Source organism: Salinispora sp. H7-4 (genome assembly GCF_013416675.1).
In the GTDB taxonomy this organism is placed as follows: Bacteria; Actinomycetota; Actinomycetes; order Mycobacteriales; family Micromonosporaceae; genus Micromonospora; species Micromonospora vitiensis.
On sequence record NZ_JABZED010000003.1, the window covers coordinates 190,745 to 203,762 of the forward strand.

7 protein-coding genes and 1 pseudogene are annotated in these 13,018 nt (G+C 69.3%); 2 read left to right on the forward strand and 6 right to left on the reverse strand.

Going from position 1 to position 13,018, the window contains the following annotated elements; genetic code table 11:
• A pseudogene (locus tag H0524_RS02820) lies at positions 1 to 620 on the forward strand (hypothetical protein); the annotation flags it as partial.
• A 1-nt stretch (position 621) separates the two neighbouring features.
• Positions 622 to 1,302 carry a class F sortase gene (locus H0524_RS02825; protein ID WP_180197257.1) on the forward strand — a complete coding sequence of 227 codons (681 nt, stop codon included), beginning with the start codon at positions 622 to 624 and terminating at the stop codon, positions 1,300 to 1,302.
• A gap of 55 nt (positions 1,303 to 1,357) precedes the next feature.
• Here the strand turns inward: H0524_RS02825 and H0524_RS02830 are convergent, their stop codons facing one another.
• The 6 genes from H0524_RS02830 to H0524_RS02855 all read right to left on the reverse strand — a co-directional run bounded on the left by H0524_RS02830 (position 1,358) and on the right by H0524_RS02855 (position 12,966).
• Complete coding sequence (locus H0524_RS02830; protein WP_180197258.1) at positions 1,358 to 6,415, reverse strand: NAD-glutamate dehydrogenase; 5,058 nt, start codon at positions 6,413 to 6,415, stop codon at positions 1,358 to 1,360.
• 303 nt (positions 6,416 to 6,718) lie between these two features.
• Complete coding sequence (locus tag H0524_RS02835) at positions 6,719 to 7,855, reverse strand: arginase family protein (protein WP_180197259.1); 1,137 nt, start codon at positions 7,853 to 7,855, stop codon at positions 6,719 to 6,721.
• A 63-nt stretch (positions 7,856 to 7,918) separates the two neighbouring features.
• A complete protein-coding gene (locus tag H0524_RS02840) occupies positions 7,919 to 8,821 on the reverse strand; it encodes a tetratricopeptide repeat protein (protein ID WP_180197260.1) in 903 nt (300 codons plus the stop codon).
• A 113-nt stretch (positions 8,822 to 8,934) separates the two neighbouring features.
• On the reverse strand, positions 8,935 to 10,623 hold the full coding sequence (locus tag H0524_RS02845; RefSeq protein WP_180197261.1) for a methylmalonyl-CoA mutase: 1,689 nt from the start codon (positions 10,621 to 10,623) through the stop codon (positions 8,935 to 8,937).
• A gap of 73 nt (positions 10,624 to 10,696) precedes the next feature.
• Entirely contained in the window at positions 10,697 to 11,725 is a 1,029-nt protein-coding gene (gene meaB / locus H0524_RS02850) for a methylmalonyl Co-A mutase-associated GTPase MeaB (RefSeq protein WP_180197262.1), read from the reverse strand.
• A 41-nt stretch (positions 11,726 to 11,766) separates the two neighbouring features.
• Complete coding sequence (locus H0524_RS02855; RefSeq protein ID WP_180197263.1) at positions 11,767 to 12,966, reverse strand: acetyl-CoA C-acetyltransferase; 1,200 nt, start codon at positions 12,964 to 12,966, stop codon at positions 11,767 to 11,769.
• Positions 12,967 to 13,018 lie beyond the last annotated feature (52 nt).

Here is a 13,018-nt window from a genome sequence, read left to right on the forward strand (position 1 = left end):
ACGCACGAACCCGGCTGGAAGGCGCCAGCGCACCGGATAGCGGCCAAACTGGTCGCTTGGGCAGCGAAGGCACCGAGTCCGAAGGCGGCTGGGGCAGCGAAGGCTACATGCCCGAGGACAACCGAGGCAGCGAGGGCCACGACTACAAGCGCCACGACTACAAGGGCCACGACTACAAGGGCTACGAGTCCAAGGGCCACGACTACAAGGGCCACGACTACAAGGGCCACGACTACAAGGGCCACGACTACAAGGGCTACGAGTCCAAGGGCCACGAGTCCAAGGGCCACGACTACAAGCGCCACGACTACAAGGGCTACGAGTCGGCTGGAGACCACGGTGACCGGGGCGGGGACCGCTGGGAGCACAAGCGGGACTACGTCTACTACGGCGAAGCCATGGTTGACCGGAACGCCAAGCCGGGCACCTACAAGCTCGAGGGCTCGTGTGGCGAGGGCGAACTGGTCGTCCTGCCGCGGGGCGGTGTCGCTGGTGGTGACGGCGGCATGAGCGCCGGCACCAACTTGGGCCTCGCCGCCGGTGGGGCTGGTCTGGTCGGCGCGGCCGCCCTGGGCGGTCTGGTGCTGCTTCGCCGTCGGACCAATGGTTCCCTGGTCTGAGGTGACGACGACCCGGGCCGGTGGCCGCCACGGATTCTCGTGGCGTGCCACCGGCCCTGTCGTCCTCGTCTTGCTCGCCCTGGCCGGCTTCGGCCTGATCGGGGCATCGCTTCCGGATAGTCCCACGGCCCGACCCCCGCAGCCTCCCGCGCTGGCCAACTCTCCAGTCGGGGCAGCGGCCACCAGCCCGGAAGCCGCCCAGCCTGCCCCCTCTGGCCTCCCCCGCTCGGTGCCCAGCCAGATCGTCATCCCCAAGATCGGCGTCCATTCATCGATCATGAAAATCGGGACCAATCCGGACGGTACGGTCGAGGTACCTCCGCTCGATCAGGCGCAGCTGGCCGGCTGGTACGAGCCGGGAGCGAGCCCGGGCGAAATCGGTAACGCCGTGCTTGTCGGACACGTCGACTCGGCGGAGCTCGGCCCCGCGGTCTTCTTCTCCCTCGGTGACCTGCGACCTGGCGACACGGTTGGTGTGCTCCGGGAGGACGGCGAGCAGGTCGACTTCACCGTCGAGTCGGTGCAGTCCTACCCGAAGACCGATTTCCCGACCGAACTGGTCTACGGCCCCACGGACCAGGTCGCACTACGGGTGGTGACCTGTGGTGGCATCTTCGACGAGGCGGCCGGCGACTACCCGGACAACATCGTCGTGTTCGCCACCCAGGCCCAGGCCAAATGACCCAGGTATCGGAGGTCCCGGCGGCCGAGGCACGGCCGCCGGGACACCGTCCGGGTCAGGATGCCGCCGAGGTCCGCACCAGGGTTCGGATCTGACGCAGCAGCACCGACAGGGCGGCCAGGTCGGCCCGGGACTCGTCGAACTCCCCCATCGCCCGCTGGGCACGGTGGATCGAGGTGGCGTTCGACTGCTCCCACTGCTGCACCCGCTCCACCGGTGGCAGATCGCCTGGAGTACCACCCAACACCTCGGTGGTCAGCGCGGCGAGCGCGGCGTACAGGTCGTACCGCAGTGCCATCCGGGCCAGTGTCTGCCACCGGTCCTCTCGCGGCAGCAGCGAGATCTTCGACAGCAGCGAGTCCACCCGGAACCGGTCCGACAGGACGAAATAGACCGATGCGACTTCGGACACGTCCCGCCCACTGCTCGCCGCGGTCTCGACGACATCCAGCAGGCCGAAGCTGTACATCAGCCGGACCGTCTGCTGCGCCAGGTCCCGCGGCAGCCCCTTGGCGACCGTCGACTCGATGTGCGCCGCGATGGCCTCCCGCTCGCTGCCGTAGAAGAGCGTCTCCATCCGTGGTAGCAGATGGGCGACCCCGTCACGCAGCCGCGCGATCTCCGCCGACACGTCGATCGGAGAGCGGCGGTTGGTCACCAGCCACCGCACCGCCCGGTCCAGCAGGCGCCGGAAGTCCAGGTAGACATCGGTCTGCAGGTCAGGGGCGACTCGATTGTCCAACTCCTCGACGGCGTTCCAGATCTTGCGCAGCCCGAACACCTCGCGGACCACCACGTACGCGCGGAGTACATCGCCGGCGCTCGCCCCGGTCTCCTCGACCACCCGGTAGACGAACGAGATTCCGCCTCGGTTGATCGTCTCGTTCACCAGCATGGTGGTGACGATGTCCCGGCGCAACCGGTGGCGGGACATCCGGTCGGCGAACCGCTCCCGCATCGGCGTGGGGAAGTAGTTGACCAGCAGTTCGGTCGTCCACTCCTCGTCGGCCAGGCCTTCCGCCAGGATCTCCTTCTCAAGCACGATCTTGACGTACGCGAGTAGCACCGCGAACTCCGGCGCCGTCATCCCGGACTCCATCCGGACGGCCAGTTCCTCGTCCGGTGGTAGCGCCTCCAGCGCCCGGTCCAGGGCACCTGAGCGCTCCAGGGCAACGATCATTCGCCGGTGCACCGGCAACAGCGACGGCGCCTGAGCCTGTGCGTTGCTGATCGCCCGCGCCTGGTCGTAGTTGTCCCGCAGCACCAACTCGGCGACCTCGTCGGTCATCTCGGCGAGCAACTCGTCCCGCTCACCAACGGTCAGCTCGCCGTCGGCGACCGCCGTGTTGAGCAGGATCTTGATGTTCACCTCGTGGTCCGAACAGTCCACCCCGGCCGCGTTGTCGATGAAGTCGGTGTAGATCCGACCTCCCGCCTCGGCGTACTCGATCCGGCCGAGCTGGGTGCAGCCCAGGTTGCCCCCCTCACCGACCACCCGGCAGCGCAGGTCCTTGCCGTCAACCCGGATCGCGTCGTTGGACTTGTCCCCCACCTCGACGTTGGTCTGGCTCGATGCCTTGATATAGGTGCCGATGCCGCCGTTCCAGAACAGGTCGACCGAGGCGGTGAGGATCGCCTTCATCAACTCCTGCGGGCTGAGCTGGGACACGCCGTCCTCGAGGCCGAGCGCCGCCCGCACCTGAGGCGAGATCGGCACCGACTTCGCGGTACGGAGGAACACGCCGCCCCCCTCGGAGATCAACTCCGGGTTGTACTCCTCCCACGTCGACCGGGACAGGTCGAACAGCCGCTTCCGCTCCACCCAGGAGGTGGCGGCGTCCGGATTCGGGTCGAGGAAGATGTGCCGGTGGTCGAAGGCGGCCACCAGCCGGATGTGCCGCGACAGCAGCATCCCGTTGCCGAAGACGTCACCGGACATGTCGCCGACGCCGACCACCGTGAATTCCTGGTTCTGGGTGTCGTGCCCCAACTCCCGGAAGTGCCGCTTCACCGACTCCCAGGCGCCGCGGGCGGTGATCCCCATCTTCTTGTGGTCGTAGCCCGCCGATCCGCCGGAGGCGAACGCGTCACCCAGCCAGAAGTTGTGGGCCGTGGAGATCTCGTTGGCGATGTCGGAGAAGGTGGCGGTGCCCTTGTCCGCCGCGACAACCATGTACGGGTCGTCCCCGTCGTGGCGAACCACATCCGGCGGCGGCACGATCTCGCCGCTGACAATGTTGTCGGTGGCGTCCAGCAGCGCGGCGATGAACTCCTGGTAGCAGGCCACGGCTTCGTCCCGGTCGCCCGGCTTCTGCTTGAGCACGAAGCCACCCTTGGCACCGACCGGGACGATCACGGCGTTCTTCACCATCTGCGCCTTGACCAGACCGAGTACCTCGGTACGGAAGTCCTCCCGCCGGTCGGACCAGCGCAACCCGCCCCGGGCCACCGGCCCGAAGCGCAGGTGCACCCCCTCGAACCGGGGCGAGTACACGAAGATCTCGAACCGGGGCCGCGGCGCCGGCAGGTCCGGAATCGCCTGCGGATCCAGCTTCAGGGCAACATACGGCTTCGGCCGCCCGTCAACGCGCTTCTGGTAGAAGCTCGTCCGCAGGGTGGCCTGGATCAGAGTCAGGTACGACCGGAGGATTCGGTCCTGGTCGAGGCTGGCCACGTCGTCGAGCGCGGCACGTAGCTCGGCGACCAGCTCCCTGCTCTGCTGCTGACGCTGCTCGGCGCTCGTCGAGCCCGGCGCGAACCGGGCCTCGAAGAGCCGCACCAGCAGGGCCGCGATCCGCGGATACGCGATGAAGGTCGACTCCATGTAGTCCTGGGAGAAGACCGTGCCCGCCTGGCGCAGATACTTGGCGTACGCCCGCAACACGACCACCTGCCGCCAGGTGAGGCCGGCGCGCAGGACCAGCGCGTTGAAGCCGTCCACCTCGGCCTCGCCCCGCCACGCGGCCGCGAAGGCGTTCTCCACGTGCGGGCGAACCTCGGCCAGCTCCTGGTGCCCCTCCGGCAACCGCAGGCCGAAGTCGTACAGCCAGATCCGACCGTCGATGCGCTCCACCTCGTACGGGTGCTCGTCAACCGCCTTCACCCCGAGCGAGTGCAGCACCGGCAGCACCGCCGAGAGCATCATTGGCTCGCCGTACCGGTAGACCTTGAACCGGACGTCCATCGACTCGTCGCCGCCGGCCACCCGGCTCGCCGCACGAGGCGCCAGCTGCTTCCGGAACAGGTGCATCTCCAGTTGCCCGGGCTCCTCCAGCAGCTCCAGCTTCGCCAGGTCCTTCATCGCCTCGTACGGCGTGTGCCCGTCCTTGTAGCCCTCCGGGAAGGCGTCGGCGTACCGGGAGAAGAGATGCTTGGCCTGCTCGTCGCCGAGCTTGCGCTCCAGCACCAGCCGGTAGTCGTCGTCCCAGAGGCGGGTGGCGTCGGCCAGCTCCTCGGCGAGCAGGTCGGCGTCGATATCCCCCGGTGGCTTTGTCGGGTCGGTGCGCACGATGAAGTGCACCCGGGCCAGCATCGACTCGGTAACCCGGGTGGTGTAGTCGACCCCGACCCCGTTCAGCTCCCGCAGCAGGATGTCCTGCATCCGCAGCCGGTTCTGGGTGGTGAACCGGTCCCGCGGCAGGTAGATCAGGCAGGAGATGAAGCGTCCGTACGCGTCCCGGCGCAGAAACACCCGCAGTTGCCGGCGGCCCGCCATCCGCAGCACACCGATCACCGCGTGGTAGAGGTCATCGGTCTTGATCTGGAACAGCTCGTCGCGCGGATAGGTCTCCAGGATCTGGAGCAGATCCTTGCCGGAGTGGCTGCGCTGGCTCAGCCCGGACCGATCGACCACCTCCGCCACCTTGCGCCGCACCACCGGCAGTTCCTGCACGCTGGTGCGGTACGCGGCGGTGGCGAACAGCCCGATGAACCGACGTTCGCCGACCACCTCGCCGGCCTCGTCGAACACCTTGAAGCCGATGTAGTCCAGGTACGCGGATCGGTGCACGGTCGCCCGGGAGTTCGCCTTGGTGATGACCAGCAGGCGCTTCTCGGTAACCCGCTCGTGCGCCTCGGGCGTCATCGACGACAACGCCCGGGACTCCGTGGAATCCGAGCGCAGGATCCCGAGGCCGGTGCCGAGCACCGCGCGCAGGGCCTGGCCACCCGTCTCCCCCTCGGAGTCCACCAGGCGGTACTCCCGGTAGCCGAGGAAGGTGAAGTGGTCGTGGGCGAGCCAGCGCAGCAGCTCGACCGAGTCGGTGATGTCCTTCTCCGGCACTGGCGGCCGGTTCTCGCTGTTCCGGGCGGCCGCCAGCTCGTCGGCGAGCGTCAGCGCCTGCTGGCGCATCCTGGGCCAGTCCTCGACCGCCTCCCGTACGTCGGTGAGCACGCGTTGCAGCTCCCGACGCAGGTTGTCCCGGTCCGCCGCGTCCCGGACCGGGTCGATCTCGATCCGCATCCAGCTCTCGACCAGGCCACCGGTGGTCACCTCGTCGGGCTCCACGTCGGCGGCCACCTCGATCAGCCGGCCCAGCGGCTCGCGCCGAATCACCAACAGCGGATGGACCAGCAGGTGCACATCCAGGTGGTGCGAATTGAGCAGGGCGGTCACCGAGTCCACCAGGAACGGCATGTCGTCGGTGACGATCTCGACCACCGAGTGGTGCTGGTCGGCATCCGGCTCGTGGATGCGCAGTTTGAGTTCGCCCGGTACCCGCTGCTCGGCCAGTTCCCGGTGGGTACGGACGGAGCCGAGCATCTCCTCAGCCGTGAAGCCGATCAGTTCCTCATCGGGCGCGAACCGCCAGTAACGGCGAACCAGCGACGCCGAGTCGTGGTCGTCGCCGGCGAGCGCGATCGCCTGGGCCACCAAGCGCTCCGCGTTGGGTACCGTCTCGTCGAAGTCCGAATCCTCGGCGTCCTCCCCCAAGGCGTTGGCGGGCAGGCCCAAGTCGTAGATCGAGTCGATGCTCGAACCAGTCAAGCCGGTCACACCAGTCTCGACGTCACCGAACCCGTCGGAATCGGTCGCCGAATCGAAGTTGTCGTCCCGGCCGGTATCAACCTGCCGGAGGTCGGGTCCCGGTTTGGTAGCCGGACGCCGGTCCATCGGTGCCACTCCCCTCGACCCACCGCGTCGTGGGTCACTCTGCGCCCAGCCTAGGCCCTGCCCATCCGCGCCTTGGTCGGCGGACCATCATCCAGACGTCCGGTTCGGGACTGCCGTCTTTCACCTACTGCGATAGGGGTCGACCCACCCCCGGGTTACCCCGCCTCCGGACATTCATCACCCAATCGGAGCCTGTCTTCGGCGTCTCGGCCTCCAACTGGGGTGGGCCCGGAACCGGGCGCCGCTCTTCCGGACCCAGCCGCAGCACCGCTGCGGGCTGCCGGGGCAACCGGCTGGGCGGCGTTAGCTGGTTGGTCGCCTCACGGCCTGCGCAGCGGGCACCTCGGGAGCAACAGGCGCCCCCGCGCCGGTCGGGGGCGCCGGGGCCTGCGGGGGCTCCGAGGGCTGTGCCACCTTGGCCGGCTCACCCTGGTTGACGAGGTGAACCGGTGGCTCCGCACTCCGGCGGCGCTCCGACCCCCGCCGGAGTGCGGCAACGGTAGGCCGCCGGGGCGGGACCGATCCCGACGCGGTGACCGGGCGGAGGCCACCGACCAGGGTGTTAACGATCTCCGCGGCGTACGAACCGTCCGGGTCGTAGTCTGGGTCGAAAACGGTCAGCTCGACGCCAAGGCAGTGCGGGGTGTCGACCAGGCCGGCAAGCAGACTCTCCAGTTCGGCGAAGGCGATTCCGCCCGGGTCGGGAGCGTCAACGGCGGGCATCACGGCCGGATCCAGCACATCCACGTCAACGTGCAGCCAGTAGCCGGCGCAGTGGGTGAGCTGGTCGTGCGCCCACTGCGCGGTCCGGGCCGCACCCTCCGCGCGCAGCGCCGGTACCGATCGGGTGGTGATCCCGGCAGCTTGGAGGTCGAGCCGATAGTCGTCCTGCGCCCGGATGCCCAGCACCACCACGTCGATATCCCGAAAGTACGGCCGCCGGCCTTCAATAGCGGTCAGATCCAGCTGACCGCGACCGGTGACCAGGGCCAACCCCTCACCGGCCGCCGCGCCCACGTAGGAGGCGTTGCCGGGGTGCCGAAAGTCCGAATGCCCGTCGACGAAGACGAGCCCGACCCGACCCCCCACCGCCGCGCCGAGCCGGTGCATGGCCAGCGCCGAGCCGAGCACGACCGAGCAGTCCCCGCCGAGCACCAGCGGAAACTCACCTCGATCTATGACCGCTCCAATCCGGTCGGCGAGCGCCACCGAGTAGTTGGCTATCTCATACGCGTGACATACGCCATCGCCGGGCCGCCAGTCGCCCGGGTCGTACCGGGACGGGGTCAGGCAGCCGGCGTCCCGGGCCCGAAGCCGGCTGAGCAGGCCCTGGTCGCGCAGCGCACCAGGAGCCTTGCCGCAGCCCGGCACCGAGGTGGCGGTGGGTGGCCGTAGCCCGAGGTTGGTGGGCGCGTCGAGGACGGCGATCCGGCGCGTCATGGGCTCCCGTCCTCAAGCTCGTGCGGGCCGGTCGGCACACCGGCCCGCGCCGACATGACTGGATCAGAACAGGGCGCTGGCCAGTGCCCGACGGGCCAGCGCCACCGCGGAATCGTCGGGCCCGGCAATGGTGAAGAGGCCGACCAGGTGCTGACGCACCTTCTCGCGGTCCTCGCCGGCGGTACGGCGAACCAGTCCGACCAGCCGTTGGTAGGCCTGTTCCGCCATCCCGCCGAGCATCTCGACATCGGCGGCGAGCAGCTGGGCGTCGATGTCGTCGGTGGCCGTGGCCGCCGCGGCGAGCACCGCCTGCGGGTCGGCACCGGCGACCCGACGGGCCAGCCCGACCTGGGCCAGCCCCGCCTCCGCCGCGGCGTCCGACGGCGCCTCGGCCAGGATCTTGCGGTACGCCTGCTCCGCCGCGTCCAGGTCACCGTTGAGCAGCGATTCGTCGGCCTCGTCCAACCGCGGGTCGGCCGTCTCGGCCACGCTCGCGCCACCAGCCTTGAGAACCGCCTGGATCCACTGCCGTAGCTGCGCCTCGGGCACCACCCCGGAGAACGCGTCGACCGGCTGGCCGCCGACCACCGCGTAGACCATCGGGATGCCCTGCACCCGGAACATCTGCGCCAGCCGGGGGTTGGCGTCCACGTCGACCTTGGCCAGCACCCAGGCGCCGCCGCCCTCGACGGCGAGCCGCTCAAGCACCGGCGAGAGCTGTTTGCAGGGTTCGCACCACTCGGCCCAGAAGTCGACGACCACCGGCGTGCTGAGCGACCGTTCGAGGACCTCGGTCTGGAAGGTCGCCTCGGTGACAGCAATGACGGCGGCGGTGCTCCCGGCGCCGTCATCGGACGGGCCGGACTGGGCAGGCGCGGGGGCCGGGGAGGGTGCGGGGGTGCGCAGCGCGCTGAGGTCTACCGCGCCGCGGGTGAAGATCGACGGGGTGATCCGTGGGTCGCTCATGGTTACCTAGTCTCGCACGGGTGACGCCAATCTCCGCCCTTCGGTGATGCCGAAGGTCACGGTTCTCACGCAGGTCACCACACCTCCCCGCCGCGCCTGCGGGATGCCGGCGATCAGAAGCGTGCCGGCTCGCGGTAGACGCCCCACTCGAGGCGTAACGCGTCACAGATCTCGCCCAGGGTCGCCTCGGCACGGACCGCGTCGAGCATCGCCGGGATCATGTTCCCGCTGGTCCGGCTGACCGCGACCATCCGCTCCAACGCCGCGCTGACCTCGGCATCATCCCGGGCTGCCTTCCGCTCGCCGAGGGTGCGCCGCTGTTCCAGCTCGACCTCGTGCGAGATCCGCAGGATCTCCAGGTCCTTGGCGACCGTGCCGGTGTGGCAGTTGACCCCGACGATCTTCTTTTCGCCCTTCTCCAGCGCCCGCTGGTAGGCGAACGCCGCCTCGGCGATGTGCCCGGTGAACCAACCATCCTCAATGCCTCGGAGGATTCCCGAGGTCATCGGACCGATCTCGTGTGGTCCCTCACCACCGAGCTGCCGGATCCGGGCGAAGATCTCCTCCGCCTCGGCCTCGATCTTGTCGGTGAGCGCCTCGACGTACCAGGAGCCGCCCAGCGGGTCGGCCACGTTGGTCACCCCGGTCTCCTCCATCAACACCTGCTGGGTCCGCAGGGCGATCTCGGCTGACTCGTCGGTGGGCAGGGCCAGGGTTTCGTCGAGGGCGTTGGTGTGCAGCGAGTTGGTGCCGCCGAGCACGGCCGCGAGGGCCTCCACGGCCGTGCGGACCACGTTGTTGACCGGCTGCTGCGCGGTCAGCGAGACCCCGGCGGTCTGGGTGTGGAAGCGCAGCCACTGCGCCTTCTCGCTGGTGGCCCCGTAGACGTCGCGCAGCCAGCGGGCCCAGATCCGGCGGGCGGCACGGAACTTCGCGACCTCCTCGAAGAAGTCCACATGGGAATCGAAGAAGAAGCTCAGGCCCGGGGCGAAGACGTTCACGTCGAGCCCGCGGGAGAGGCCCAGCTCGACGTAGCCGAAGCCGTCGGCGAGGGTGTACGCCAGCTCCTGCGCGGCCGTCGAGCCCGCCTCCCGGATGTGGTAGCCGGAGACGGAGAGCGGCTTGTATCGGGGAATCTCCCGGGCGCAGTACTCCATCAGGTCGCCGATCAGGCGCAGGTGCGGCTCCGGGTCGAAGAGCCACTCCTTCTGTGCGATGTACTCCTTGAAGATGTCCGTCTGCAGGGTGCCGTCCAGGCGGGAGAGGTCCGCGCCCTGCCGCTCGGCAGCGATCAGATACATGCAGAAGACCGGGACGGCCGGCCCGGAGATGGTCATACTCGTCGTGACCCCGGCCAGGTCGATGCCGTCGAAGAGCACCTCCATGTCGGCGGCGCTGTCCACCGCCACCCCGCAGTGCCCGACCTCGCCGAGTGACTGCGGTTCATCCGAGTCACGACCCATCAGCGTGGGCATGTCGAAGGCGACGGAGAGCCCGCCGCCCCCCGCGCCCAGGATCATCTTGTAGCGCTCGTTGGTCTGCCGGGCGTTACCGAAGCCGGCGAACTGCCGGATGGTCCAGGCCCGCCCCCGGTACCCGGTCGGGTGTAGACCACGGGTGTACGGGAACTCACCCGGCCAGCCGATCCGCTCGAAGCCGGGGTGGTCCACCCCCTCCGGCGGCCCGTACACGGGGGCGACAGTCATCCCGGAGAGCGTGGTGAAGTCGGCGTCCCGTTTACGTGCGGCATCGTAGCGGTCCTGCCAGCGTTTGCGTCCAGCGGCGATCTCGTCGGCGTTCATCCGCGGGGCTCCTCCTCGGGTCTGCGACTCCACCTCCGAGTGTAGATCCTGTCCTGAACGCTCGCTAAGGACGTTAGTACCGGCCGGTAGGGTTACCGGTGCTGTCGCCGGCGATCTGGGTGAGGAGCTGATCAGCCGCCGCGTACGGGTCGAGCGAACCCGCGGCCACCCGGGCAGCGAGCGTCGACAGCTCGGTACCGTCCCGCAGCGAACCGATGCGGGCCCGGAGCGCGCCCAGCGCGATCGCCTCCACCTCAGCGGCGGCCCGTGCCTCCTGACGCCGGCGGAGTTCACCCCGCTCGACCAGCCAACCCCGGTGCTTGTCGATCGCCGCGGCGACGTCGTCGACCCCCTCACCGCGTACGGCGACAGCACGCACCACCGCGGGCCGCCACTGCCCCGGCCCTCGCTCCCCCAGTGCGATCATGCCCTGGATGTCCCGGACCGTGGCATCGGCGCCGTCCCGGTCGGCCTTGTTGACCACGAACACGTCGGCGATCTCCAGGATGCCGGCCTTGACCGCCTGGATCGCGTCCCCCATTCCGGGCGCGAGCAGCACGAGCGTGGTGTCCGCGAGCGAGGCGACCTCCACCTCCGCCTGACCCACGCCAACGGTCTCCACCAGGACCACGTCGCAGCCGGCACCCTCCAGCACCCGGACCGCCTGCGGCGTTGCCGCCGAAAGCCCACCGAGGTGCCCCCGGCTGGACATGGAACGGATGTAGACGCCGGGATCGGTGGCGTGGTCCTGCATCCGGACCCGGTCGCCGAGGATCGCCCCACCGGTGAACGGGCTGGACGGGTCGATGGCCAGCACGCCGACCCGGCGTCCCCGGGAACGCAGCGCGCGCACCAACTCGTTGGTGGTGGTCGACTTACCCACTCCCGGCGAACCCGTCAGGCCGACCACCTGGGCCTGGCCCGCGTACGGGGCGAGAGCCGCCGCGATCCGCGGCAGCGTCTCGTCCCCGGATTCGACCAACGTGATGAGCCGGGCGACCGCCCGGGGGTCACCCGCGCGGGCCCGCTCAACGAGCATGGGAATGTCCCGGCTGCGGCGCACCGGCGGCGCGGCCGGGACATTGTTGACGGCGTCAGTCATGGTGCCTTTCGTTCCCCACCAGGAGGGCTCGCCGGTCTGGCTCACCCCTGGCTCTCGGCCCCCGCTGGGACGTGGATGATCAGCGCGTCGCCCTGGCCACCGCCGCCGCAGAGCGCCGCCGCGCCGGTGCCGCCGCCACGCCGCTTGAGCTCCAGCGCCAGGGTCAGGACCAGCCGGGCACCGGACATACCGATCGGGTGCCCGAGGGCGATCGCACCGCCGTTGACGTTGACCTTGTCCGGGCTGATCCCGAGGTCACGGGTTGACTGGATGCCCACCTGCGCGAACGCCTCGTTGATCTCGATCAGATCCAGATCGTTGATGGTGAGGCCGGCCTTCCGGAGCGCGTGGCCGATCGCGTTGGACGGCTGCGAGTGCAGCGAGTTGTCCGGGCCGGCGACGTTGCCGTGCGCACCGATCTCGGCCAGCCAGGTCAGCCCCAGCTCCTTGGCCTTGGCTTTACTCATCACCAGCACGGCGGCAGCCCCGTCGGAGATCGGCGACGAACTGCCGGCGGTGATACTGCCATCCGGGGCGAAGGCCGGGCGTAGCTTCGCCAACGACTCCGCGGTGGCGTCCGGACGAATGCCCTCGTCCTCGCTGATCACCAGCGGCTCACCCTTGCGCTGCGGAAGCACGACCGGGGTGATCTCTTCGGTGAAATGCCCGTTCTTCTGGGCTGCGGCGGCACGCTGGTGGCTTCCCGCGGCGAAGGCGTCCTGCTCCGCACGGCTGATCCCCTTGGTGCTGCCGTGCCGCTCGGTCGACTCCCCCATCGAGCAGCAGTCCCAGGCGTCGGTGAGCCCGTCGAGGGCCATGTGGTCCTTGATCACCACGTCGCCGTACTTGTAGCCACCCCGCTGCCCCAACAGCAGATGCGGGGCGTTGGTCATCGACTCCATGCCGCCGGCCACGACGACGTCGAACTCCCCAGCTCTGATCAACTGATCGGCCAGGGCGATCGCGTCCAGCCCGGAGAGGCAGACCTTGTTGATGGTCAGCGCCGGAACGGAGAGCGGGATGCCCGCCTCGGCGGCTGCCTGCCGGGCCGGAATCTGACCGGCACCCGCCTGCAGCACCTGCCCCATGATCACGTACTGGACCTGGTCGGGGGCAACCTCGGCACGTTCCAGCGCCGCCTTGATCGCCACGCCACCAAGCCGGGTCGCGGAAAGATCCTTGAGATTTCCCAGCAGTCGACCCATCGGGGTTCGAGCGCCGCTGACGATCACCGAAGCCATACCTGCCTCCGAGGGTCCCGACCTGTACGCCTTAACGATTGTTAGGACGCAC